Here is a 26185-nt window from a genome sequence, read left to right on the forward strand (position 1 = left end):
TCGCCGAGCACAGCACATACCGCGAGACTCAATAAAATCTCTACCCGTTCCAGCCTCGCCCGTTCGGGCAGGCCCCGCCCGCGAACGCACGTGTCGTAACCCCCGTTCCAGGTGTCAAGACGGCAATCGTGGTACCACCGAGCCTGGCCGCGGATCTTCGTCGTGGACCGGGACGGCACGAAGACCGTCGGTGAAGTAGTACGCCTCGCGCATCAACGCCTCCATGTCCTTGAGCACCGGCATGCGCGGGTTCGCGGGTGCGCATTGGTCCTGGTAGGCGTTCATCGCCTGGCGCGGCAGATCGTCGATGAAACCGGCCTCGTCGATCCCCAGCGCCGCGAACGAGCGCGGGATGCCGACCGCGTCCCGCAGGCGCTCGATCGCCTCGGCGTAGGAGAGCACCGCCTGGCTCGGCGTCTGCGCCGGCAATCCCAGCATCCGCGCGATGTCCTGGAACCGTTGGGGCGCCTGGTAACTCTCGTACTTCGGCCAGCCCGAGAGTTTGGTCGGCGGCCTGCCGTTGTAGCGGATCACGTGCGGCAGCAGCAAGGCGTTCGCCCGGCCGTGCGCGATCCCGTAGGTCGACCCGAGTGTGTGCGACATGGCGTGGACGATCCCGAGAAAAGCGTTACCGAAAGCCATGCCCGCAATCGTCGACGCGTTGTGGACCTTCTCCCTGGCCTTCGGATCGGCCGCGCCATACCGCACCGACCGTTCGAGGTTGTCGAAAATCAGCTTGATCGCCTGCAGGCACAACCCGTCGGTGAAGTCGTTGGCGAAGACAGAGACGTAAGCCTCGGTGGCGTGCGTCAACGCGTCGAAGCCGCTGTCCGCGGCGAGCGCCTCCGGCATGCCCAGGACCAGCACCGGGTCCACGATCGCCACGCTCGGCGTGAGCGCGTAATCGGCGAGCGGGTACTTCGCGCCCGTGCTCTTGTCCGTGACCACCGCGAACGGTGTTACCTCTGACCCACTTCCCGACGTGGTCGGGACGCAGACGAGCCGGGCACGCTCGCCGAGCCGGGGAAACGTGAAAGTGCGTTTGCGGATGTCGAAGAACTTCTCTTTCATATCCGAGAAGGACACTTGCGGCTGCTCGTACCACAACCACATGACCTTCCCCGCGTCCATTGACGACCCGCCGCCGATCGCGATGATGGTGTCCGGTTCGAATTCACGCATCAGCTCCGCGCCGCGTCGGGCCGTCTCGACACTGGGCTCGGGCTCGACGAAATCGATGACCTGGATCGCGACCGGCTCGGGCCGCGACCGCAGGATGCGGCTGACCTTCTCGACGTACCCCAGCTTGGCCAGCGTCGGGCCGGTGACCAGCGAGACGCGGCTCACGTCCGGCATCTGCGCCAGATAGCCGAGCGCATTCGGCTCGAAGTAGATTTTCGGCGGGACCTTGAACCATTGGATGTTGTTGTTCCGCCTGGCGATGCGCCGGACATTGAGCAGGTTCGCGGCGGTGACGTTGCCCGAGACGGAGTTCCCACCGTATGACCCACAGCCCAATGTCAGCGACGGCAGGAAGGCGTTGTAGATGTCCCCCATGCCACCCTGCGCGCCGGGGGCGTTCCAGACCACACGCACCGCTTTGACCTCGTCGCCGAAACGACGGACAAGGCCCTCGTCGGCGGTGTGCACCACCGCCGTGTGCCCTTGGCCGTGGAAGTCGACCACCTTGGCCGCCTGCCGGACGCCCTCGTCGGCGTCACCCACCTTGAGCACGGCGAGCACCGGGAACGGCTTGGACCTCGTCAACGGCTCGCCGGGTCCGACTTCGGCCACCTCTACCAGGATCACCGAGGTGCCCTCAGCGACGGTGAATCCCGCCTGCCTGGCGATCTCGACTGCCGGAAGGCCCATGGCGGCCGGACTCACCATCGCCTTGTGGCATTCGGGCGTGCCGGCGACCGCTCCGAACAGGACCGACTCCAGCGCGCGTTTCTCCTCCGCGGTCGCGACATGCGCGTGCAGTTCGCCGAAGGCGTCGGCGGTCGCGCCCCACACACTCGCATCGACGATCAACGTCTGCTCGGCCGCGCAACTGGTTCCGTTGTCGAAGGTGCGGGACAACACGATGTCGTTCACCGCGCGCCGGACGTCGGCGTCAGCCGCGACGAACGCGGGGACATTGCCCGCGCCCACTCCGATCGCGGGCTTGCCCGCCGAGTAGGCGGCACGCACGAGCTCGTTACCACCGGTCGCCAGCACCAATGCCACCCCGGCGTGCCGCATCAACGTGCGGGTGGCCTCCCGCGCCGGGAGCCCCAGCCACTGCACGCAGTGCTCGGGTGCCCCCGCCGCGATCGCCGCGTCGCGCACGATCCCGGCGGCACGGGCGCCGCTGCCCGCGGCCAGGTGGTGAAACGAGAAGATGATCGGGTTGCGGGTCTTGAGCGCTATCAGTGCCTTGAACACGACGACCGCGGTCGGGCTGGTGCTCGGCGTGATCGCGCACACCACGCCGACCGGCTCGACGATGTCCACCACCCCGGCCAGCTCGTCGTCGCGGACCTCCCCTACCGTGCGCAGCCCCGCCATGCTGTTGCTGATGTGCTCGACCGCGAACAGGTTCTTGACCGCTTTGTCCTCAATGGAGCCACGTCCGGTCTCCCGCACCGCGAGCTCGGCCAGTTCGAGGTGAGCGCCGAGTGCCGCCATCGCCGCCCGCTCGACGATGTGGTCGACCTGTTCCTGGTCCATGGTTTCGAAATCCGCCAGTGCCCGCTTCGCGTTGCCGACCAGCCGATCGACAACGGCCTCGAAGTCCGCCTCAGGCTCGGCCGCGGCGGTGTCCGCCAATCGCGACGGCGCCAACGCCGCGGCGAGATCTCCTAGCGTCTTGTGCACGTAGAACAGATCCGGCTCGAGCGGGCCGAACCATCGTTCCAGCATGACCGTCGCCTCGATGAACGCCAGCGAGGAGGCCTCCAAATCAGCGATGCGCACACCCGCCCCGACGTCCGCGACACCCAAAACCCGGGTGAGCACCTCGGCGACGATCGGCAAAGCATCGTCCGCAACGGCCTCGCCCGCATCGTCGTCGACGAGCTCAGGCAGGTTTCCCTCCGCCAAGACCGTCAACGCGCGTAGTCGCGCGTAGTCGACGAAGGCCGGCCCGGTGGCCGGTGTGCCTTCGGCACTGACCTCCACGACGTCCTCCGGCCGGAACCTGATGCCGGCGGCCTCTTCGGCATCCAGCGTGTAGAAGTCACCGCCGGGCGCGGCGCCGATGGATTCGAGGAAGACTCGCACCGGCGTGTTCTTCGCGGTGGGCCGGTACCGCACCCGCAGCGGCAGCGCCTCGGCGAGCGCACGCTCCCCGACTTTGGCGAGCACCTGATGCTCGACCCCGCGCCCCAGCGTGCGGCAGCTCAGCAACAAGGTGTCGACGACGACCGCGTCCCGCTCCAGTACGTGGACCACCATTCCCACCAGTCCGTAGTCGCCGAACCGGTCCTGGGCCCGCACGACGTCACACCGGCACCCCGGCGAAGCCAGTAGTGCCCGCAGATCGGCCTCTTGCCTGCGGATCGTGGTGCTGTTGAACTGGTTGGTGCGCTGCGTGAGCTGGACAAGCCGATCGAGATCGGCCTCCGCCGCGGGCCGGACGTCCACACGCAGCCCGAGCCCTTCGATGAACCCGGCGAAGGTGAGCGCACCGCGCTGAGACTGGTTCCGGCGGTGGTTCGCCTGGTAGGACTCAGCGCGGGCCCGGTCCTCGTCCGTCACCACCATCCGGTCGAAGGCCCACACCCGGCCCAGGAACGCGGGCACCGCGTCCGGCTCGGCGGGAAGCGTCAGCGCCAGCACTTCGGGGCAGGCGGCCCTGACCTCGGCCACTTCGACCGGGTTGTCGTCCAGGAACACCACGCTGTCCAGGCCCAGCCCCAACTCCGCGACGAGCCCGCGAATGCCCTCCGACTTGGCGGACCAGCCCACCGCGCTCGCCACGACGTGCTCGGCCCGCAACGGCATGTCCTCGCGACGGCGGAACACCTCAGCGATGGTGTCCGGGTCGTTCTTGCTCGCCAGACACACCACGATCCCCCTGGCCCGCAGCTCCACCGCCCACCGCTGGACGCTCAGGCAAGCGGGAGTGAGCACGATTCCGTCCGGACCGTCCTCTCCTGCCACTCCCTGCCACAGGGTGTTGTCACAGTCGAGCACCAGCACCTTGAACGGGTTGCCCAGCAACGCGTGCACAGACCGGGACAGCCCTGCCGCCAACGCCGTGTACCCCGCCGCCGTATACGGAATATGCGCCATCCGCAGCCGTGCCGGATCGTGCGGCTCGGCAACCATGACGCCGCCGTCCCATGCCGCTCCCCCGGCCACGTGCACGCCCGGCAGCCCGGCCAGCTCGTCGGCCAGCCGCCGCTCGCGCGGATCCGCCGTCACCTCGGCCGACGGCGACGGGCAGACCTGGACCACCAGCGGAACCCCGCGGCGGGCGGCGAACGCACGCACCGCCGAGGTCAGCTCGGTGAGGTTCCGGTCGAGGTCGCAGGCAGGCCAATCGTCCAACCTCACCAGCACCACCGCGCATCCCGATCGCGCCTCGCTCAGCACGCCGGCGGGGCTCAGCAGCTCCTGGAAAACCTGGGCGTAGGGAGCGAAACGCACGTCAAGGTCAAGACCCAGCCTCGTGATCCACGCCCGCAGCGGCTCGGCCAGCGGGTCGAGGGTGAAGGTCGCGGCCACGGCGACGGTTCCCCGCGCGGTGGATTCCCGAGCGGGAAGATCATCGACCACCGTGACCACTCCCGGCTCCCCGGCAGCCGCGTGCTTCACGACCGTCACAGCCGCGGTCGCGACCGGCATCCCCCGATCAGCGTCACCGAACGTGCCGACGAACCCGGTGTCCAGCCGAGGCGGCCGGACGAGCAACCCACCGATCGTCGGCCGCGCCGCCACTGTGTCTCGGAGCAGGTCTTCGCTTCGGCGCTTGGCTTCCGCGTAGTACTCCCAGCCGGGAGGCGGCTCATGCACGGCGGCGCTGGAAACCAGCACGATCTTCCCCGCTGCGGCGGCCACGGCAGGCGCCAGAGCCGCCAATGGTTCCCGCACGGCCGCGAGCGCGCGCTCGACATATCCAGGGTCGCCTTCTCGCAGTGGAGGGAAGGCGTTGAGAACAAGCAGATCCAGTCTGCCGTGCCCGGCGATCACCCGATCGAGCAACGCCTGGTTCGCGTCGGTGTCGGCCGCGTCACTCGACACCAGGCGGACACGCTCACCGGCGACACCCAGGCCAGTCTTGACCCGCTCGGCATCGACGGAGCCGCGACGATGGGTCACGTAGACCTCCGCGCCTTGCAGGGCGAGCGCCTGTGCCACCCCGGCGCCAAGCCCTCGGCTGCCACCGATGACCAGTGCCACCTTGCCGGCCAGCGGCTGTCCATCCCCCACCAGCGTCCGCACTGCATCGGCGTCCGGCTCGGGCGAGACGCTCCGCGACGCCACGGCGAGCTCCACCCGTCCCCAGCCAGGCAGCTTCCCGGCGAGGGCCAGCAGCCCCCGGCGGGCGTCCACCCGTTTGACCTCCACCACGCCGGCATCAGGCAGATAGTCCCCGAACTCGACGGTCAACCCGGACAACACCGCCTGCTTGCCCGGCAATTCCATCCCAGCCAGATAGCTCGCCCAGCCGAGCAGAGTGGCCTGCGCGCACGTCACGCCGGCCGCGGCGGCGCCGCATCGTTCGAGCAGGCCTCGATAGGCCCCGGGGGTGGTCTCGTAGGAAATCTCCAGCTTCGCGTTCTCGACCAGGTCCGCGAGCGCCACGTCCGCCGCTTCCGTGCGGCGTCCGCCAGCCACCGGCGTGCCCTGGATGTCAAGGGCACGCTCCGCGAGTTCGACAGTGAGGTCGGCCATCAACCGGCCATGCCGGCGCACCTGCAGGTGGACCCCGTGCTCGTCGCGGCTCTCGACCACCGCGTCGTAGTCCTGGCCGGGGAACACCGCCGCGTGAAAGCGCGCGGCGAGCCTCCGTATCGGTAACGGGGTACTCCGAGGGCCGAGCGTTCCCAGCGCGTACAAGACAATGAGCGCTCCGTGAGTGACCGGTTCACCGAAACTCGTCTTGGCCGCGTAACCGGCATCAACGTGCAACGGATTGACATCACCACTGGCAATGGCGAATTCGGTGATCGCGCCGGTCGCTATCTGAATCGAATCCATGAACACCCCCGGAAGTTAATGAATATTTTTCACTTTCAGCTGCCGGTCGGGCGCCGGAACTCGGCTCGCCCGACACGGAGAACAGGGTCGAAATTCCGTCGCCACTACCGCTCTACCAGCACCTCGCAGCCGTCCCGGCCGCCACCGGAAACGATCTCAACCGCACCACCCGCGCCAGATCGAGTCGGCGACTTCCCATCCGCACGCGCCACGAAATAGCGCATATCCGATTACGGCGGCCAAGCGATGACCGGAGTCACGAGTCCGAAATTGTGCGTTTTTTGTGCGGACCCAAACCGTCACTTTGCGACTACTGTTACCTCAGCAAGTGACTTGGCCTGCCAACTCGACCCACAGCCCAACCGTCACACGAAAGAGTGAAATGAACAGTCCACACACTTGGAGTTGGTCGGATCCCTTGGCCGCCCACGGCCAAGCCGCCGACTATGTGCTGTGGGAGGAATCGCCCGAAAACGGGGTCCGCACCGCAGCTGTCATCCGCCTGCCTCATCCAGTCCCGATGGATTTCGGTTGGCTGGAACCCGCCATAACGGTGATGAACGTCGAGCACTCCATCACCACGGGCGATGACTGGCACCACCACGCCGGCAGCGATGTCCGGCTTCGCCTGGCCAGACCGGGCTGGACCGCGATGGAAGCAGAGGACTGGCTGAGCACCACCACCTCGGACCCGGACACTCCTGCCGCGCCGGTCACCGCCGTCCTGTTCGAAAACCATTGCACCGTCCTGGTTCGCACCACACAGTGCGATTTTCTGCGGATCGACGCCATTCAGGACAGCAAAGACCACACCAGCTGGCCCGAGTGGAGCTGCGGCCTGCTCCCTTCAGTGCTGCTGGCATGCTGCGTCCCACCTTGCCCCGACGACCGAGCTTCCGACAAGGTCATCGAAGAGGTACCGCGACAGGTACTCGTCCGCACCTTCGGGAATCTCCAGCCGCGGGTCCGCTTCCGACTGCACGCCACCGCCCGCTGAAGGCACTGCCGCCAGGCGCGCGAATCCGCCGCCTCAAGAAAGCGTTGAGAACGGCCATTCTCCCCCCTTACACCTCAACAAGCAATTGGGGATTTACCAACGACGCTCGCCATCTCTGACACCCGCGGCGCTGCTGGTGTGGACACTACGGCTCACACCAGCAGCGCCGCGACGGCATGTTCCGCACGGTGGACCCCGCTCGCCGATCACTCCTTCCGAAAAGGCTGACAAACAGGACAGATCCTGCCGAAAACCGTGTCGGTCGTCCGGCCTGCCGCGTGTTTCACTGCTGGCCATGACCTGGCGTCCCAGGTCATGGCCAGCAAAGTTGTTCGGAGAAGATGTTCAGAACTCACAAGTGTCGACGGCTATCCGGTGCGGCAACGGGAAGCAAGCGGAATACCCGCTTCCACGATCACGTCGTCGCAGGCATTCAGCCAGGTGGAATAGATTTGTCGCTCAGGAAACCACAACCACCGGTGATCCTTCGCCGATGGTTTCGCCTGCTTCTTCGGCGATGCGCATGGCTTCTTCGATGAGGGTCTCGACGATCGCGTGTTCGGGCACGGTCTTGATGACCTCGCCCTTGACGAAGATCTGGCCCTTGCCGTTGCCGGAGGCGACACCGAGGTCGGCTTCGCGGGCTTCGCCGGGGCCGTTGACGACACAGCCCATGACCGCGACACGCAGCGGGATCTCCATGCCCTCCAGACCGGCGGTGACCTGCTCGGCGAGGGTGTAGACGTCGACCTGCGCGCGACCACAGGACGGGCACGACACGATCTCCAGCTTGCGCTGCTTGAGGTTCAGCGACTGCAGGATCTGGATCCCGACCTTGACCTCTTCCACCGGCGGCGCCGACAGCGACACCCGGATCGTGTCCCCGATGCCTTGCCGCAGCAGCGCACCGAACGCCACCGCCGACTTGATGGTGCCCTGGAACGCCGGACCAGCCTCGGTCACGCCGAGGTGCAGCGGGTAGTCGCACTGCTCGGCCAGCAGCTCGTACGCCCGCACCATGACGACCGGGTCGTTGTGCTTGACCGAGATCTTGATGTCGTGGAAGTCGTGCTCGGCGAACAGCGACGCCTCCCACATGGCCGACTCCGCCAACGCCTCGGGCGTGGCCTTGCCGTACTTCTCCAGCAGCCGCTTGTCCAAGGACCCGGCGTTGACGCCGATCCGGATCGGCGTGCCGTGGTCCTTCGCCGCGCGGGCGATCTCCTTGACCTGGTCGTCGAACTTGCGGATGTTCCCCGGGTTCACCCGGACCGCCGCGCACCCGGCCTCGATCGCCGCGAACACGTACTTCGGCTGGAAGTGGATGTCCGCGATCACCGGGATCTGCGACTTCTTCGCGATCGCCGACAACGCCTCCGCGTCGTCAGCCGACGGGCACGCCACCCGCACGATGTCACATCCCGCCGCCGTCAGCTCGGCGATCTGCTGCAGCGTCGCGTTCACGTCGGAGGTCAGGGTGGTGGTCATCGACTGCACCGAAATCGGGTGCTCACTGCCCACGCCGACGGAGCCCACCCGCAACTGCCGGGTCTTGCGTCGATCGGACAACACTGGCGGAGGAAGATCCGGCATACCCAGCGGTACCGTCGTCACAGCGCGACTCCTGTTCGGCTAACGTCCTCAAAGGTCATGGCCAACACCGAAGCCGCGATCGAACCGCCGCTGAGCCCACACTCCGCCAGGATCGCCTGACGGTCCCCGTGCGCCACGAACGACGGCGGTACACCGAGGTTGAGCACCGTGGCCGGCAGTTGGGAGCACGCCTGGGCGACCGCCGTTCCCATACCACCCGACCTGAGCCCGTCCTCGACGGTGACCACCAGCCGGTGCCGGGCAGCGAAGTGCACCAACGCGGGATTGACCGGCAGCACCCAGCGCGGATCCACGACGGTGACACCATGCCCCTGCCGCTCGATCAGGCCCGCGGCTTCCAGCGCGGCACCCGCGGTGACACCCGCGGCCACGATCAGCACGTCGAGCGGCAGGAAGCTGCTGCGGTACAACACGTCCATCCCGTCGATCCGATTGAGCGCGGGAATGTCCGGCCCCACACTGGCTTTGGGGAACCGCACCACGGTCGGGCCATCGTCGATGCCGACCGCTTCACGCAGCAACGCCGCCAGCTGGTCTCCGTCCCTCGGCGCGGCGATGCGCAGACCAGGGATGTGACCGAGTAGCGCCAGATCCCAGACCCCGTGATGACTGGGGCCATCTGGGCCGGTGATACCCGCACGGTCCAGCACGTACGTCACCGGAAGCTTGTGCAGCGCCACGTCCATGGCCGTCTGATCCAGCGCCCTGTTCAGGAAAGTCGCGTACAGGCAGACGACGGGGTGCACGCCACCCATCGCCAGGCCTGCCGCCGAGGTGACGGCGTGCTGCTCCGCGATACCGACGTCGAAGACCCGTCCCGGGAACCGGTCGGCGAAACGCTTGAGCCCGACAGGCTGGAGCATGGCCGCGGTGATGCAGACGATGTCCTCGCGCTCGGCGCCGATCTCGGCGATCTCCGTGCCGAACAGGCTGGTCCAGCTCGGCCGGGAGGTCGACTTGGCCCTGCCCGTAGCCGGATCGAGTACCCCGATCCCGTGCATCCGATCGGCCTCGTCGTTTTCAGCAGGCAGGTATCCGCGTCCCTTCTCCGTGACGCAGTGCACGACGGTGGGACCGCCGAGTCCGGCGGCATGCCGCAACGCGCTTTCCACGCCAACCGCGTCATGTCCGTCGATGGGCCCCACATAGGACAACCCCATCTGCACGAAGAGGTTGTCCGGTATGGACTGTCCAGAGCGTAACGCGGCGAGGTGCGAGGCCAGCCCGCCGATCGTGGGATCGTAGGACCGGCCGTTGTCGTTGAGCACCACGATCACCGGATCCTGGCTCACGCCAAGGTTGTTCAAAGCCTCCCAGGCCAGCCCGCCGGTCATCGCGCCGTCACCGATCACCGCGACGACGAACCGTCCGGTCTCGCCCGCCAGGCGATTGGCCTTGGCGATCCCGTCCGCATACGACAGCGCGGTCGAGGCATGTGAGTTCTCCACATGGTCGTGGACCGACTCGGCCTGCTGGGGGTACCCGGCCAAGCCGCCGGCCTGCCGTAGTGTGTCGAAGTCTTCGCCGCGGCCGGTCAGGATCTTGTGCACGTACGCCTGGTGGCCGGTGTCGAAGACAATGCGGTCCCTCGGCGAGTCGAATACCCGGTGCAGGGCGATCGTCAGCTCGACGACTCCCAGATTCGAGCCCAGATGGCCACCGACCTGGCACACCTTGTCGACAAGGAACGTCCGGATCCGCTCTGCAAGCTCCGAAATCTGGTCCTTGTCCATCGCCTTCAACGCGACTACGTCGGGAAACTGGTTCATGACGATTACTCCTGTCCCTCACGAACGGCGGAGGGGAGGCCGAATTGCAGGGTCTCCTCTGTGAATTCGCGTTCCACCACCGTCGTCTGCCCCAGTCCGCCGATTGCGGCGATCACCTGATTCACCAGAAATGGTGGGGCGGATGCCCCGGCGGTGAGCCCGATGACCCGCTTGCCGGACAGCCATTCCGGCCGGATGTCGCCCGTGTCGTCGATGAGCTGCGCAGGCGTCCCCTGCCTCCGCGCGAGCTCGACGAGCCGGACCGAGTTGGAGGAGTTACCCGATCCGACGACCAGCACCAGGTCCGACTCCTCGATCACGGCCTGGAGCGAGTTCTGCCGGTTGGTGGTGGCGTAGCAGATATCGTCTGTCGGTGGCTCATTCAGCAGCGGAAGCTTCTTGCGGAGCGCCGAAACCACCTCCGCGGTCTCATCCACCGCGAGTGTGGTCTGCGTCAGGTAGGAGACATGCGCCGGGTCAACGACTTCCAGGCCTTCCACGTCCTCCACGGTCTCCACCAGGATCGTCGACGCAGGCGCCTCGCCCATAGTGCCCTCGACCTCTTCATGACCGGCGTGTCCGATGAGGACGATCGTGTCGCCACGAGCCGCGAAGCGCCGGGCCTCCGAGTGCACCTTGGTGACCAACGGACAGGTTCCGTCGATGACCTCGAGGCCACGTCGGGCCGCTTCCTCTCGCACAGCGGGAGAAACCCCGTGCGCCGAAAAGACCACCGTCGCGCCATCCGGCACTTCGTCGAGTTCGTCCACGAATGTCGCACCACGTTGGGCAAGATCGGCGACGACGTGCTTGTTGTGCACAATCTCTTTGCGTACGAACACTGGATTGGTTCGCCGCTCGAGTGTTTTCTCGACGATCTTTATCGCACGCTCAACACCCGCACAAAACGATCGAGGAGAAGGCAGTAGAATGTTGCGGTCACCGCGCACGGCCGCCCACTTGTCGACAACGGATCGAACCTCGTCCAGCATTGCGCCAGATATCCCGTGAACGCCGACAAAAAGAGTAGTGCCCTCAAGACCAGGAGCCTCGTACAGCGCGAAGTCACCGTCCCGCGCGTCGAATGCGGAGACGCGCTCTACCGGTATTCCTTTGCGCCGCAACGACCCCCGCAGAAGATCGACGGCTTCACATCGGCGAACGCCTTCCATGCCTTGCAACACCGAAGAGACGACGACGCGAGCAACCGGTTGACCGGCGACTTGCTGACCGACGTCCCGTCCCGACGAATCTACAGGCTTGTCATGCCTCAACTGTCCCTCCTGATCACGAGGTCGGCGAGCGCATCCAGCCGGGCGATCGCCGCAGGATTCCCGTCCATGCCATGCAACGATTCGATGGCGAATCGATGGTGCTTGGCCGCCTGAGCCTCGGTCCACTCCCGTGCGCCGGCACGATCGGCCAGGGCGGCCGCGCGAGCCACCTGCCTCTGATCCACGATCGACCGGGTCTGGTACAGGTGGGCCAGTTCGACTCCCTCGGGCGTACCGGAAGACAAGGCCGCGATCACCGGCATGCTCTTCTTGTAACGCCGCAGGTCACCACCCACCGGCTTGCCGGTGAGGACGGGATCCCCCCAGATTCCGAGCAGGTCGTCAACCAACTGGAAGGCCAGCCCGACGTGATGACCGAACGAACGCAAGGCCGTCAACTGAGCGCTGGTCGCATCACCGGCCAAACCACCCAGCACGCATGCGGCGGCCAGCAGCGAGGAAGTCTTGCCACCGGCCATTTCCAGGTACTCATCGGCCGAGACGGCAGCGAGTTCTTCAAAGCTTATGTCCAGGTGCTGGCCGAGACACAGATCGAGGACCGCTTGATTGAGCTCATCGCACATCGCCGCAGTGCCGGGCTCACCGCCACGGACGAGTGCTTGGCTCGCCAACGCGAGCAGCGCGTCACCGAGAATGATCGCGTACGGGACACCGAACTGCGCCCACACAGTAGGACGGCCATGCCTGCGCTCGTCCGCGTCGATCACGTCGTCATGGACAAGTGAGAAGTTGTGCACGAGTTCGACGGCGACGGCGACATGCATCGCGGAGTCGGCCGCCGAATCGTTCACCGCCTGCGCCGACTGCAGAGCGAAAGCAGGACGGACCATCTTTCCGCTCGGCACGGAGATCGGGTTTCGCAGGGCATCCCACCACCCGAAATGAAATCCCGCGCCCAGGCTCAACGGTGCGGGCATCCTAGCCACGGTCGACCGTAGTGCCCTTCCCGTCATGATCCTGCTTTGCTCGAGAAGCTCGCCAACCGGCGTTGGTGCTGCACTGTCGATCATCACGACCACGCTCTCCGTTCGCCGTTTGAGGGCTTTGGGCATCAACAACCCCGCAGCCAGCATCGCGCCATCCAATGAAATCCGCGACTATGCCTTCCATCACACGGAACACGCGACAACATGAGCCGAACTCGGTGCGACCCGCTCCTGGCGGCCTGGACGCACAAAAGGGCAGAGATGCCAGTAAATCGGACACGATTGAGCTTTCGGCACTGCATTGCGCGCGAGCCTACTCAGCAGGAAGGTCGGCATCGACAATTTCCTCCATCTGGCCCAGAGATCTTAAGACCACCATGGGTGCGGTGGCCACTGAAAGTGGCCGGACGCGTTCAAATCCGCCAGCGCGGACGTTACAAGTTTCGAAATTTCACGATTTCCCTTTGCGCACGCAACATTTTCGACGGATACCGCGGCTTTATGATGAGCGCACCCCTCGGAACAGCGAACCTCAGTGACACGATTCCTCACCGTCGACGACCTCGGAATGCCGACCGTCAGGGATTTCTTCCCCTGTCCGCCCTGCACGCACGCATGTGGCGCGCCCGACCGCCGTGTACCGGCACGCCTTCGTAACGGACATCAACGTGCGCTACCCGAACATCAAGAGCACGGTCCGCGCCGTGCTCGAATGGCATGCGCGTTCAGGAAGGTACGACGGGAAAGAGGTCTTCAGGCAGGCCGAACCCAGCCCAGCGCGTATCGGGCCGTGCGCTCAGTTCGGGACCGGAACCAGACCGATGCCGAACCGCTGAACGTGGTAGATGCGCACATCATCGGCCCACAGCCAGCCTTGCGCGAGAATTCGGGTCTCTTGGCCGTCCTCGACCACGGCAAGGATCTCGACCTCCATCGTGATGACCGCGCTGCGCGGTGTGACCTGGCCTCGATACTTCCAGTGCACTGGTTCGCCCAGCAGCACCGGCGTGAACCGCGTGCGCTCGGGATTCCCGAGCCCACGCTCGATCGCGTAGAACTGCAGCAGCTGGCACAGTGCCTGCACACCGAGCGATCCCGGCTGCACCGGGTCCTGGAAGAAATGTGCCTTGAAGAACCAATCATCGGGGTTCACCCGCTTCTCACCGCGTACCCGGCCGAGCCCGGCCTGGCCGGCGTCAGGCCAGTAACCGCTCACTTCGTCCACCATGAGCAGCATTGGGCCAGGAAGGCTCAGCGCCGAATCGAAATAGCGAGCGGGCCTGCCCCGCAGGTCCAGTGAGAATTCGGACGGAGCGTTCCGCAGTTCCCGCTCCTCGTCGGCGGGTGGCAGCCCAGCCTGGTTGTCGAACGCACTCGGCGGGAAGAACCCGAACACGGTGCTCAAGTCGAAGACCGGCTGCCCGTTCGCCGTGCACTCGACGTCGAAGGCCTGAATGATCATCTCCCCGCTCTGGGAGACGTCGCGCAGACGCGTCCTGGTGCGCAGTGTGCCGATCCCCGGCCCGATTTCGCGGTGAACCGTGCCTGAGCCGTCGAGGTTGCGGAAGAGCAGGTCAGTGTCGCTGGTCAGCGCGGAGCCGACGTAGGACGCCAGCCAGCCACTGGCCTGAAGCACTACTTCCATGAGCACGGCGAAGGGCATCGCGCCGGCATGATCGTTCTGCTGGAAGTACCACACGTCCGGCGGAACGTCGTATTCGACTTCGACGGCGCTGCCTGTCTGCAACACCCATGGCGGTCCCTCCGTCGCTACCACCCTGCTCATGAAATGGAACGGTGGCCCAGGCAACCGGGCGAGCCTGCGAACTCCGTCGAACGGTGCGTAGGCGGGACCGAACGCGTCGGTCGGCTTACCCCAGGCACAAGCGAGCATCGCCGCGTAGTCGTACGGGAACTCGCCGACCCGCGCGACCTCGGCACGTTCCCGGTACCCCACCAAACCCGCCAGCTCGCGGTGCCGTGTGTGGACACCGCCGGTCTGCACTGCGGGTGGCCCGAGCTGACGCCAGTGATCCAATGGCCAGTCCGGCACCAGCCGCAGACGCAGGTCCCGCACGTGAAACGCCCGCACCCCGTCCACCGTGCACACCAGGTCCGCGGTCAGCTCGGGTCGCGGGGCGGCGGACAGCCTGGACACGAACAGCTCGTAGGTCAGCAGCTCGCTGTCCGGGGTGACCTGGCCACGGCAGACCATCGGAAAGGCCGCACCGGGAACCGGCTCGAACCGCCACCCGTCACGTGCGACCGTGTGGCCGCCGGCGGCGAGATAGAAGGCCATGGCTTGGAAGCAGCCGTCCAGCATGAGGTTGCCTGGCATGCACGGGTCATTCGGGAAATGTCCCGCGAAGTACCAGTCACCGGCGGTGACCGGTGTCTCCGCACGCAGGTACCCTCGCCCCCACGGACCGCCCACCGGGTCGTAGGCGGAAACGCGGCCCAGTAGCCGCATCGCCTCGTTTCCGAGCCGAGGACTGCGGATGTGGGTGCGAGCGAAATCCCAGCGGCGGCCGAAACAGTCAGCAAGACGTCCCTCGAGGAACGCTTTGACGTCGTCCTCGGTGAAGCTACGGGAGCTCGTTTCCAGCACGACCGGGTCAACCACCCCATCGGGATCAGGCGGCTCGGCGCCGGGATCCCACCGGACTCCCCCGGTGTCCTTCAGTTCGTCATCGGTGAAGAACCCGGCCTTTCCAGCACGCACGGACAATCGGAGCTCATCACCGGCGTAGGCGTCGTAGTGGAAGAAGAACAGCCTGATCCCGCCATGTTCTTCGTGACCATCGATCTGGATCTGGTATCGCAAGGTCTCGCCTGGCTTGGCGGGACCACCATGGAAAGTGAGTTCACAGCCCAGCAATCGGTAGACACGGTCACCTTCGGTGAACAGGTCCACGCCGAGCCAGCTGATGAGCAGCAGATCGGCTTGGCCGGCTTCGACCTGCATGCCGGGTGACATGCGCCCTGCCGGATCCAGATACCAGGCGTCGAGGCGGACGTCGGTCTCCGTCCAGATGGTGCCCGTGCCCAGTGACGCCGGCTCGGCGTCGATGCCGAGCACCCGGTCCGCCAGCAGCAGCGGCGGGCTGGGCATCCTGGTCTGCCGAGGCTTGCCGTCCTGGGGAGTGAACACCGGGCCGAACAACTCGGAGATCGGCCCGGTGGCCAGACGCTCGAGCTGTGTTCTGCTGAACGCTGGCCCGGTCGGCGTGTTCGGACCCGTGTGGGTGACCGAGGGCGGCGGACCGCCGATCGGAGCCGGCGGCAGAACCGAGGCGCTGCCCGCAGACCCGGCGAGTCCGCTGATCCGGCTCTGCCAGGCCAGGAACATCTGGTGTGCCTCACTTTGCACGCGAAGAAAACCGCGATGCGCGGAAGCCACGCGAGTGGCGTGCCTGACGATCATTTCCGTCGCCACGGACGGTGTGTCGACCGCGGCCACAGCTGGGGTCTCGCGTGCCAGGGGCGCGTCCGCGGTGGGCTCCGGAACGCTGTCCGGCGGCGGTGCCATCACTTGGACCGCCTGAACCGTCGGCGCTGCCTCGGGTAGCTCGACGGGTGGCAGCCGAACGCGAGGCGGATGCGCCGGCAAGGTCAGCGATTTCCCGGTGCGCGCGCCGTCCGGCGTCACCGAGTCCAGGCAGGACGCCAGTTCGTCGACCCGCACCGGGATGCCTGCCGCGACGAGTTCCGCGCCGACCTGGAAAAGTTGGCCGACCCGCCTGCCATCACCGGCGTCGATGGCCAGTGCGAGATGGTCACGCCCGCCCAGGGTCTGGCCGATCCAGCCGGCGCACTGGCGGCCCGGACCGTGCTCGACGAAGACCCGTACTCCGTCCTGCCAGGCCCGTTCGACGGTCGCGGCGAAGTCGATAGAACCCATTCCCTGCGCTGTGATCGCGTCAGCGGCCGCGTCGGCGGTCGGGACGTACCAGTCGCCGGTCGAGCAGGTGTGAAAACGAACTCCCGGCACGGCACGGGTCGGCAGATGGTGCAGCGCACGCCAGGCCGTGCGAACCTCCGCCACCTCCGGCACGTGGGCCGCGATCTCGTACGGGATCGGCAGCGCGGCGATGCCTGCCAGCCGAGCCAGCACACGTTCGCACGCCCCGGCCTCACCACCGAACACGCACGATTCCGGGGAATTGACCACCATGAGGTGGACCACCGGCTCGGTGTCCAGTGCCGCCCGGACCTGATCGGCGGAAGCGCTGACCAGATAGCTCATCCACCGGCCGCCCTCGACACCCTGCTCGCGCCACGCTCGGCGCGGCACCTCCATCTCCGCGACGACCAATTTGGTGAACAGCTCCGTTTTCCACGCGTCGGTGACGAGCGACGACACGTCGGGCCACGCGCCCAGCGAAGCGAGCGCGCTGGACTCACCGGATGAGTAGCCCAGCGAAGCGTCGGGCCGGACCCCCATCAGGTCCCTGGTGATCAAGGTGTGCAGCTGCCCGAGAACGGACGCGCCCCCGATCTGGTCGAGCGGGTGCCGTGGCCGGTCTTCTTCGGTGTCGAACGCCCAGCCGATGACCGGGTCCAGCGAACCGCACCGTGCCGCCACCACGTCGACCTGCTCCGGGAAAGCCAGCATCAGTTCACGGCCCATCCCGTGGTACGCCATGGAGCCGCCGGAGTAGACGAAGGCGATCTCGCCGCTGATCGGCGTCTCGCGGAAGGCCATGCCCGCCGGCTTCGGCACCTCACCACGCAGCCACCGACCGGCTCTGGCGGTAAGCGCGCCGAACTGCCCGGGTCCCTCGTCCACCAGGACAAGCCGGGCCGGGCCGCCTGGCGACTCCCGTCCCGCCTCGAGCGCCGCGAGCACGCCATCCTTGTCCACACCGGAATAGGTCCGCAGCCGCGGCGGGTCATGTTCAGTCAGACCCGCGCGGTCACCGGCCCGCAGCCGCACCAGCACGGAGGGACCTTCGAACGGCCTGCTGCCGCACACCACCGAGGTGAGTCCGGGCATCGGCATCGCCGAGTCCCCGGTTCGCGGCCGCATCCGGTGATGCACCGCGAGAACGCCTACCGCGACCGACAGCAGGCCGCTGGCCGCGTGCGATCGGCCGAACGACGAGGCAGGGTCGAAATGGCAGACGCCGGGCTCGGCGAAGGCCGCCATGTCCCCCACTCGCAGAGTCGCGTCGGTCGGCAGAGCGTCGCCGGGCTCGTCCAGCACCGCCAGCACGGTGTCCCCTGCGGATCGCGCGTCCTCCAGTCGTTTGAGGACGACCACCACGGCCGCGTCGCCGGTCGGCTGGCCGAAACCGAGGTCCGCCAGCGCGGCCTGGTGCACCGGTTCACACGAAAGGTCGACGGCACCGACAAGCACCGCGTCGGCGGCGTCGGACCGCAGCGCCGCCAGTCCGATGTCGAGTGCGACGATTCCGGACGTTTCCTCGGCACTGACCGCGAATCCGGGACCGGTCAGGCCGAGTTGCACGTTGATCCGGTTGGCGACCACGTTCGGCATGGCACCCACCACCGCGGCCGAGGTCTGCGGAGGGCACAGCGAGTCGCGCAGCTGCGCCGCGGTCCGCGGATCGACCGGCCGGTCCTGCCCGGCGAGCCACTCCGGAGCCCGCCAGCGGGCGACGATCCGCGCCACCTCCGGATCACAACCCATCCCGACGAGGACCATCGTGCGGTCAGCGGGCAGCGTGGTCGCCGCGGCCGCTTCGCGTGCGGCTTCGAGCACCAGGACCTGCTGCGCGTGGGCCTGCTGAAGATCGAGCGGGGGAAAGCGCAAGCCGTCGAAGACAACCTCGATGGTCTCTCTGGCCGTCGCGCCGAGTGGTGCGCCGAGCAGATCACGGCGCAGGTCGTCGAGATCGGCGCCCGCACCGACTCGCGCGCCGATCGCCACGACGGCGATCTCCGGCCGCTCGGGTTCGCGGGGCACGTGCGCCGGGATCGGCAGCACGGTTCCGAGGTCGTCACCGTGCCACGCGTCGATCACGAGGTGTGCGTTGTTGCCGCCGAAACCGAACGCGCTGACGGCGGCCCGCCGTGGCCCGGTCCATTCCTCGGTTTCCCTCACCAGCCGCAACGGCGTGCCGTCCAGTTCTGGTATCGGCTCGTCGGCGCTGAGCGTCGGCGGACGGATTCCGTGCCGCAGCGCGCCCAGCACCTTCAGCATGGCGGCGCCGCCAGCGGCGGTGATGGCGTGCCCGATGTTGGACTTGACCGACCCCACGGGCACGTCCGACGATCCGGCGAAGAACCGCGCGGTGCTGCGCGCCTCCACCGCGTCGCCGACAGGCGTCCCCGTGGCGTGACACTCGACGAGCCCGACCGTGTCCGGCGAGACGCCGGCGGCCTGGTAGGCGGCGAGCATGGCACGGCGCTGGCCTTCCTCGGACGGCACCAGGAAGCCGCCTTCGGTCCCGTCATTCGACAGGCCCACACCGCGGATCACACCGTGGATCTCGGCGTCCGCGGCGATCGCGTCGGAGAGCCGCATGAGCGCGAGAAAAGCGGCGCCTTCGGCCGGCACGAGTCCGTCTGCTGCACGGTGGAACGGCCGGCTCCGCCCGGTGCCGCTCAACGCCGACAAGCTGCTGAAACTGACATGCAAGAAGAGGTCGTCCGCCGCGTTGACCCCACCGGCCACCATCAGGTCGGCCTTGCCGTCCTGGAGCCTGCGGCAGGCCAACGCGATGGCATACAACGACGAGGCGCAGGCCGCGTCGATCGCGTACCCACCGAGCCCGAGGCCGAGGCCACGAGCCGCGACCTGCGCCGGAAGCCCCGAGCAGAAACGGTTGTATGGATGTGGCCTGGCCACCTCCCGCCAGACAGCCTCCGCATACCTGCTGAGCCCGGCCGACGGATAGGACAGATTACCCAGTACCAGCCCGGCACGCGCGGTCAGTGCGTCCTGCCCCGCTTCGCGCAATGCCGCACCCGCACCGTGGAGAACCCACTGGAACACCGGATCGAGCTCAGTGACCAGATTCGCCGGGAGCCGGTACGCCCCGGGGTCGAACATGGACGAGAAGCCTGTCACGTATCCCCCGACGTCGGTGCGGGTGTGCCCGTCCTCCCCGTTCCCGCCGAGCACCGACGCCGCCGGTACGCCCCAATATCCGGACGGCACAGTGCGCAGTGCGGTTTCCCCGTTGGCGACCACGTCCCAGAAGCCATCCGGGTCGCATGCCCCCGGGAGGACACAGCCGCGCCCCACGACTGCGATGGGCTCGCCGGGGCTCGAACCTCGGAGCCAGTTCGGGCCAGGCATCCTTGCTCTCCTCAATCGCGGTTTTCCGGCCGACGGATCATGGTCACGCCCAGCAGTTCGGTCAGCACGGCACCGTCGCCCGCGACCAGCGCGACGTCACAGACCGGCTGGACCGGGTCCCGCTCGACCGCAACGAGGACACCACGCGCGGGCGCCTCGACCGGACCGCGGTGCAGCACTCGCACCTCGTCGACCTTGGTGGGCAAGCACACCGCGCCGCACGCACTCGCGGCCCACAGCAGAGCCAGCTGCAAGCAGGCGTCGACCGCGCCCGGATCCATGTGCCAGCCGTCCCGCGGCCAGCCGGGCAACTCGCGGATTCCCACCAGCGGCGTGGCGGCCCCGGACTCGGAAACCCACTCGGGCTCGCCAAGGGCGTGGAAAGCGGGACCGTGGAACAGCACCGGCCCTCCGTAGTGACGGCCGGCGATGGCGAACCCGCTTCTCTCCTCTGCCGGGCCCCAGGCCCGCGGGTGGGCTTCGGAGCCTTCACCGGCGGTGGCGCGATAGCGCACCCGCCCGTCCACGTCGGCCAGTACCAGCCGCCAGCGCGGACTGCCCAGCACGTCCGTACGTGCCGCGGTGATCGTCAGCTGGTGCCCCGTCGCGGCGAATTCGGGCAGCCGTACCCCGTTCACGACCTCGAAATCCCACAACACCAAGGTCTCGCGGCCAGGGGAAAGCGCGCTCGCCACCCCGGTGAACCAGTCGAGCACCAACGCCATCGGCAACACCGGAGTGCCTGCGATCGCATGGTCCGCCAAGTACGGATGGGTGTCGCGGTGCACCACGACGGCACCCACCGGCGTGGGCTCGGTTTCGCCGCCAAACGGCTCCGGTTGCGCTCCCGCGGCGACCGTGACCCGAGTCGGCGCCGAGCCCAGCGTCAGTTCGCTCACGAACGCCGCGGCTCCGGCGGCTTGGGGGATCAACGGCACACCGTTGCCGAGGAAACGCTCCCGCAGCTCGGGTCCCACCATGCCGCCGTCCCATGGCCCCCAGGCGATGGACCGCACGACGCACCCGGGCCGCCGTGCTGCCACCTCGGACGCGACCTGCGCCAGCACCTCGTTCGCCATCGCGTAGTCGGTCTGGCCGGGGTTTCCGAAGCGCCCCGCGACCGACGAGAAGACGACGAACAGGTCCAGCGGGTCGGCGGCGGTCGCGGCGAGCAAGACCTCCAGGCTCGCCACCTTGGTGCCGAACACCGCCTCGTACTGCGCATCGGGCTTGTCCGCCAGCCGGGCGTCGGCGAGCACGCCGGCGCCGTGCACCAGCCCGGTCACCGGCCCGAACTCCGACCTCACGCGATCCAGCGCCTCACGGACGGCCCCAGCGTCACGTACGTCCACCGCCAGATAGCGGACAACGGCGCCTGCTGCCGCCGCGGCGGACAGTGTCGCCCGGATCTCCCGCGCCGCAAGCACCCGCGTGGTCTCCGCTTCGATCTCGGCGACGCTCAGCCAAGGCCGCCCTGTGCGCGAAGGCAGCGCGGCGATCCGCTGTCGAAGCTCACGTTTGCCGGTGATGCCCGCCAGTACCGGTGGCTCCTCACCGAGTTCGCTGCGGCCCAGTAGCACGAGTGTCGGCTGGTGCTCCTCGGCCAGCGCGAGCAGTGCCGCCGCCGTCACGCCGCGGGCTCCTCCGGTGGCCACGATCACCGACCCCCTGTGCACGGGGGACTTCAGAGTGACATCAGCGGGTAGCAGCTCATCGAACAATGCCTCGCGGGCCCCGTCCGCACGCAGGCCCACATTGGTGGTCGCGCCGCCACCGAACAGCTCGGCCACCAGTGTGCTGGCCAGCTCCTCTGCCGACTGTCCGCCCCGCTCACAGTCGACCACCTTGACCACGCTTCGGGGCCACTCTTTGACGACGCTCCTGGCGAGCCCGGCCAGCCCGCCAAGCCAGGCGCGGTCACCGGCGCCACTCAGCCCGAAGTCACCGCCGGTGTCCTGGACGACCACGAACGTCCCACCGAGTCCGGCGAAACTCTCGGCGATCTCGCGCGCGGCCGTGAACACCTCGCGGTTGACGGCGATGGCATCGGTGGCTGAGGTCACCGGCCGAAGACCGTGCAGCGAGATCAGGACGGCGGTCTCCGGCCCCGCGCACACGTTCGCTTCCGCTTTGACACCGCGCTCCTGGAGCTTCGCCGCGACCAGCGACGCGAGCCCAGCCCCTCCGTCCACGACGGTCACGACGCCTAGGCGCATACCCGGCAATTCCAGTCCGGGAGCGGGCGCCGGGCGCATTACCGTGACGGCACGCGACAAGTCCGAAACCGGGTAGGCGACGTCCACGCCAGGCGCCGGCGAATCGGCGCTCGCCGAAACCCCGCGGTAGCGCGCGATAACCTCGCCCAAAGTACGCAACCGCGCGACCTCCGCGGCATCAAGTCCCACCGCGGCAGGAAAACGCTTACGAAGCAAAGACAAAATCTCCACCCGCTTAATCGAATCAATACCCAGATCAGCCTCCAACTCCAAATGAGGCTCCAAAACCTCCCTCGGATACCCCGTCTTCTCCGTCAAAACATCCAACAACACCTCACCCACATCACCCGACGAACCCGAATCCGAAGTAGGCACCTCCACGAGCGCCGAAGGGCCGGTATCAACCGAAGCCCCCCGATAACGCGCGACAACCTCGCCCAAAGTACGCAACCGCGCGACCTCCGCGGCATCAAGCTCCACCGCGGCAGGAAAACGCTTACGAAGCAAAGACAAAATCTCCACCCGCTTAATCGAATCAATACCCAGATCAGCCTCCAACTCCAAATGAGGCTCCAAAACCTCCCTCGGATACCCCGTCTTCTCCGTCAAAACATCCAACAACACCTCACCCACATCACCCGACGAACCCGAATCCTCGATCGGGTCGGCGGGCTTCTCGGTTGATGGCGGCGCGATCAGCGCTCGGTCGTCGATCTCGGAGCTGCCGAGCACCGGTCCCCACTCGGGACCGGCTTCCTCGGCTGAAGTCCCCACAAGAGCCCGTAAAGCGGTTTCAGCCACTCGGAGATAGGCGAAATGAGCGTCGGCGGTCAGTCGCTGGTACTCGGCATGTGCTTCCGCGGCCTGCCGCTGTGCCTGCTCGAAGGCCGACGCGACAGCCCCGGAGGGAGCGGCAGGTGCCAGCGGTTCCACTGACGGATCCGCCGGCCCAGGCAAGGCGGCGGGAGTCAATGCCTGGGCCGGCGGATCCGGGAGCGCGGGCGGCGCGGCGCCGTCAACCGGCACGCTCTGCGCACTCACCGCCGGGACATCCGGCTTCCCGAAGTTCGTGCCGCAGATGCGGACGGTGGCCGCGGACTTCCGGTCGCTCTCCGCACCGTTCGTGGTGGTGCGCGTAGTCCGTGCCTCCTGTGAAGCCTCGAGATCGAGCACGACACCCGCCACCGCGAGCCTGCCCAGCGCCCGCTGAAGTGCGGTGACGCCATGCACGCCTTTGCGGTCCAGGCTGACCGCGAGATGGTGCTCGCCATCCAGGGTTTCGCGGACCAGCTTGCTCAGCACCTCGTTCGCGCCGACTTCGATGAACGTGCGCACGCCTGCCTTGTGCATGGCCTGAATCTGGTCCGCGAAGCGCACAGGCGCCAGCAAGTGGTCAGCGAGCCTCCGGCGGATGAGCGCGGGCTCGACGGGATACGGGTCGGCGTCGGCGTTGCCGTAGACCTCGATCGCCGGACTCCGGAACTCGCCACGCTCTGTCTCTTCCGTGAAGCGCTCGCGCGCGGCGCTCAGCATCGGCGTGTGGAACGCGGCGGACGCCTGCAGACGCCGTGCTGTGACGCCATCGGCAGCGAGCCTGTCGCTCAGCCTCGCGATCGCCTCAACCTGTCCGGAAAACACAACCTGCTTCGGGCTGTTGATGTTGGCCAGCCACACTTCCCCGGCGAGTTGCCCGGCAATCCGACGAGCCTCGTCCCGGTCGAGTTCGGCAGCGAGCATGGCACCAGGACCGTCGGCGGCGTCCGCCATCACTGTGCCCCGCGCCCTCGCGAGTCTCAGCAGCGTCGGTTCGTCGATGACACCGGCGGCGTGCAACGCGACCAGCTCCCCGAAGCTGTGACCCGCCACGCAGTCCACTTTGACACCCAGCGCACGCAGCACGGACAGCTGCGTGACACTCTGGACGGCCAGTGCGGGTTGCGCCCATTCGGTCTGTGTCAACAGGGTCTGCTGACGTAGGCGCTCCTCCTCGGTGAAGGCAGGTCGCGGGGAAACCACCTGGTGCAATGGCCGGTCACCGACCGACAGGTCGGCGGCCCGATCCCAGGCCGCCATCGCCACCGGATAATGCATGGCGAGGTCAGCCCCCATACCCACGTACTGGCTTCCCTGCCCGGAGAACAGCAGCGCCACCCGGCCTGGTTCGGCGGGAGTCCGGTCGAAGCACAACCCGGCTGGCGTGCTGACGGGGGCATCCGAGCCGGCGCGCACCACGCCCGTCACCTTCGACACCTGCTCTTCGAGATCCGCCCCGTCGCTGACGACGAGGCACATCCGGGCCGCGGCCGCGTAGTCGTACGAACGCTGGCTCTGGCGGGCCACGTCGGGTAACGACCGCCCGTCCTCGATGACGGCCGACACGAGCGCACCGGCCTGCTCGATCACGTCAGCGCCCGAATCCCCGCTCAGCAGCACCAGCTGGGTCGGCGCGGCCTCCATCCGCGGCGCCGCTTTCGCCGTGGCATCAGTAGCGGGCACGTACTCCTCCAGCGTGATGTGGAAGTTCGTGCCGCCGAATCCGAAGCTGGACACCGACGCGCGCCTCGGGTGACCGGCGGGCCGGACCCACGGCCGCGGACGGGTGTTGAGATAGAACGGGCTGTTCTCGAGTTCCAGTGCGGAATTCGGCCGGTCCACCTTGATCGTGGGCGGCAAGGTCTTGTGCTGGAGCGCGAGCACGGCCTTGAGTAGTCCCGCCGCGCCCGCGGCCGACTTGGTGTGGCCGATCTGGGACTTCACCGACCCCAGCGCGCACCACTGGCGGTCCTCGCGCCCGGATTCGTCGAACACCTCGCGCAGCGCCGTGAACTCGGCCACGTCACCGGCGGCGGTCGCGGTCCCGTGCGCCTCGATCAGCTCGACTGTTTCCGGTCCGTATCCCGCAGCGGCGTACGCCCGCCGCAGCGCGCGCGCCTGCCCCGGCGCGGCAGGGGCGTAGATGGCGGAGCCCCTGCCGTCGGAGGACGAGCCGACACCGCGGATCACCGCGTAGACGTGGTCACCGTCTCGTTCGGCGTCGGCCAGGCGCTTCAGCGCGACCATCACCAGTGCCTCACCCAGCATCGTGCCATCGGCCGCGTCCGAGAACGGGCGGCAGTCACCGGATTTGGACAACGCGGGCGTCTTGCTGAAACACATGTACATGACGATGTCGTTCAGCGTGTCGACGCCGCCGGTGATCACCAGGTCGGCGTTGCCCAGCGCGAGTTCGTTGATGGCGCCGGACACAGCGGCCAGCGAACTCGCACAGGCGGCGTCGGTGGTGTAGTTGGTGCCGTGCAGGTCGAACCGGTTCGCGATCCGTCCGGAGACCACGTTGCTGAGCAGGCCGGGGAAGGTCGCTTCCTGCCACGCCGGATAGCTTCCGGCGATGCGGTCACAGACCTGCAGTGCCTGCGGCTCGGCGATCCCGCTCTCACGCAAGGCGCGCAGCCAGACCGGGCGCTGCATCCGGTTGCTCATGGTGTGCAGCAACTCCAGCGCGGCCGTGCCGAGGATGACGCTGACCCGTTCCCGATCGACAGCGCCGTCGTTCAGCACCCCGCAGTCGGCAAGGACCTGTTCCGCCACCCGGAGGGCGAGTAGCTGTGTGGTGTCGGTGGCGGCCAGGGTCGCCGGGGGAATGCCATGCGCGAACGAGTCGAAGTCCACCGGGTCGAGGAAGGCTCCACGGTGACAGTAGGTGTGATCCTCGGCGCCTGGATCCGGGTCGTAGTAGTCCTGCGGCAGCCAGTGCGTTGGCGGGACATCCCTGATCATGTCCCTGGCGTCGAGCACCACGCGCCAGAACTCCGCCGCGTCCGGCGCGCCCGGCGCGTGTGCGCCGATGCCGACCACGGCGATAGGTGGCTGGGTCGGGGTACAAGGAGTATTCAAGGGACCTCCGCGTCGGCA

At 67.5% G+C, this 26185-nt stretch carries 9 protein-coding genes; 2 read left to right on the forward strand and 7 right to left on the reverse strand.

What is annotated here, in order from left to right; all coding sequences use genetic code 11:
• Positions 1-114 precede the first annotated feature (114 nt).
• Complete coding sequence (gene adhE / locus AB5J62_RS24590) at positions 115-6189, reverse strand: bifunctional acetaldehyde-CoA/alcohol dehydrogenase (protein WP_370942295.1); 6075 nt, start codon at positions 6187-6189, stop codon at positions 115-117.
• A gap of 418 nt (positions 6190-6607) precedes the next feature.
• On the opposite strand from adhE, the gene AB5J62_RS24595 reads away from it, so the two are divergent.
• Positions 6608-7186 (forward strand): hypothetical protein, encoded by a 579-nt coding sequence (locus AB5J62_RS24595; protein ID WP_370942296.1) that lies wholly within the window; start codon positions 6608-6610, stop codon positions 7184-7186.
• Between the two features lie 459 nt (positions 7187-7645).
• On the opposite strand, the gene ispG is transcribed toward AB5J62_RS24595, so the two are convergent.
• From ispG to AB5J62_RS24615, 4 genes are read right to left on the reverse strand one after another with little or no spacing between them, the layout of a single operon-like run.
• Positions 7646-8779: a flavodoxin-dependent (E)-4-hydroxy-3-methylbut-2-enyl-diphosphate synthase gene (gene ispG, locus AB5J62_RS24600; protein WP_370950321.1), complete on the reverse strand. Its 1134-nt coding sequence runs from the start codon at positions 8777-8779 to the stop codon at positions 7646-7648.
• Positions 8780-8796: 17 nt separating this feature from the next.
• Positions 8797-10569 carry a 1-deoxy-D-xylulose-5-phosphate synthase gene (locus AB5J62_RS24605; RefSeq protein ID WP_370942297.1) on the reverse strand — a complete coding sequence of 591 codons (1773 nt, stop codon included), beginning with the start codon at positions 10567-10569 and terminating at the stop codon, positions 8797-8799.
• 5 nt (positions 10570-10574) lie between these two features.
• Positions 10575-11843 carry a 4-hydroxy-3-methylbut-2-enyl diphosphate reductase gene (gene ispH / locus AB5J62_RS24610; RefSeq protein ID WP_370942298.1) on the reverse strand — a complete coding sequence of 423 codons (1269 nt, stop codon included), beginning with the start codon at positions 11841-11843 and terminating at the stop codon, positions 10575-10577.
• Positions 11840-12781 carry a polyprenyl synthetase family protein gene (locus tag AB5J62_RS24615; protein WP_370942299.1) on the reverse strand — a complete coding sequence of 314 codons (942 nt, stop codon included), beginning with the start codon at positions 12779-12781 and terminating at the stop codon, positions 11840-11842. The genes ispH and AB5J62_RS24615 overlap by 4 nt, the downstream gene beginning before the upstream one ends.
• Before the next feature lie 34 nt (positions 12782-12815).
• Between AB5J62_RS24615 and AB5J62_RS24620 the strand changes: the two genes are divergently transcribed.
• Complete coding sequence (locus AB5J62_RS24620; RefSeq protein ID WP_370942300.1) at positions 12816-12998, forward strand: hypothetical protein; 183 nt, start codon at positions 12816-12818, stop codon at positions 12996-12998.
• Between the two features lie 588 nt (positions 12999-13586).
• On the opposite strand, the gene AB5J62_RS24625 is transcribed toward AB5J62_RS24620, so the two are convergent.
• Positions 13587-20057: a beta-ketoacyl synthase N-terminal-like domain-containing protein gene (locus AB5J62_RS24625; RefSeq protein WP_370942301.1), complete on the reverse strand. Its 6471-nt coding sequence runs from the start codon at positions 20055-20057 to the stop codon at positions 13587-13589.
• A gap of 11 nt (positions 20058-20068) precedes the next feature.
• Positions 20069-26167, reverse strand: a complete 6099-nt coding sequence (locus AB5J62_RS24630) for an SDR family NAD(P)-dependent oxidoreductase (RefSeq protein WP_370942302.1) — start codon at positions 26165-26167, stop codon at positions 20069-20071.
• Between the last annotated feature and the right edge of the window lie 18 nt (positions 26168-26185).

This window comes from Amycolatopsis sp. cg5, from assembly GCF_041346955.1.
Classification (GTDB): domain Bacteria; phylum Actinomycetota; class Actinomycetes; order Mycobacteriales; family Pseudonocardiaceae; genus Amycolatopsis.

Bases quoted from the DNA above. Each gene is read 5' to 3' on its own strand.
- AB5J62_RS24620 (WP_370942300.1), top strand. From the start codon at position 12,816: ATGATCCTGCTTTGCTCGAGAAGCTCGCCAACCGGCGTTGGTGCTGCA.
- AB5J62_RS24615 (WP_370942299.1), bottom strand. From the start codon at position 12,781: ATGCCCGCACCGTTGAGCCTGGGCGCGGGATTTCATTTCGGGTGGTGG.
- ispG (WP_370950321.1), bottom strand. From the start codon at position 8,779: ATGCCGGATCTTCCTCCGCCAGTGTTGTCCGATCGACGCAAGACCCGG.
- AB5J62_RS24605 (WP_370942297.1), bottom strand. From the start codon at position 10,569: ATGAACCAGTTTCCCGACGTAGTCGCGTTGAAGGCGATGGACAAGGAC.
- AB5J62_RS24625 (WP_370942301.1), bottom strand. From the start codon at position 20,057: ATGCCTGGCCCGAACTGGCTCCGAGGTTCGAGCCCCGGCGAGCCCATC.
- adhE (WP_370942295.1), bottom strand. From the start codon at position 6,189: ATGGATTCGATTCAGATAGCGACCGGCGCGATCACCGAATTCGCCATT.